This is a genomic window from Brevibacillus halotolerans (assembly GCF_026891775.1).
Classification (GTDB): Bacteria; Bacillota; Bacilli; order Brevibacillales; family Brevibacillaceae; genus Brevibacillus_B; species Brevibacillus_B halotolerans.
Window position 1 is genome coordinate 1 of sequence record NZ_JAPTNK010000079.1, and the last position, 257, is coordinate 257.

Consider the following 257-nt stretch of genomic DNA (forward strand, 5'->3'; position numbering starts at 1 on the left):
CGGGAGGCAGCAGTAGGGAATTTTCCACAATGGACGAAAGTCTGATGGAGCAACGCCGCGTGAACGATGAAGGCTTTCGGGTCGTAAAGTTCTGTTGTTAGGGAAGAAACAGTGCTATTTAAATAAGGTAGCACCTTGACGGTACCTAACGAGAAAGCCACGGCTAACTACGTGCCAGCAGCCGCGGTAATACGTAGGTGGCAAGCGTTGTCCGGAATTATTGGGCGTAAAGCGCGCGCAGGTGGCTATGTAAGTCT

Annotated in this window: 1 rRNA gene; it reads left to right on the top strand. The window is 51.4% G+C overall.

The features are described 5' to 3' along the window. Window positions 1–257 (top strand): 16S ribosomal RNA (locus tag O0550_RS24250); the annotation flags it as partial.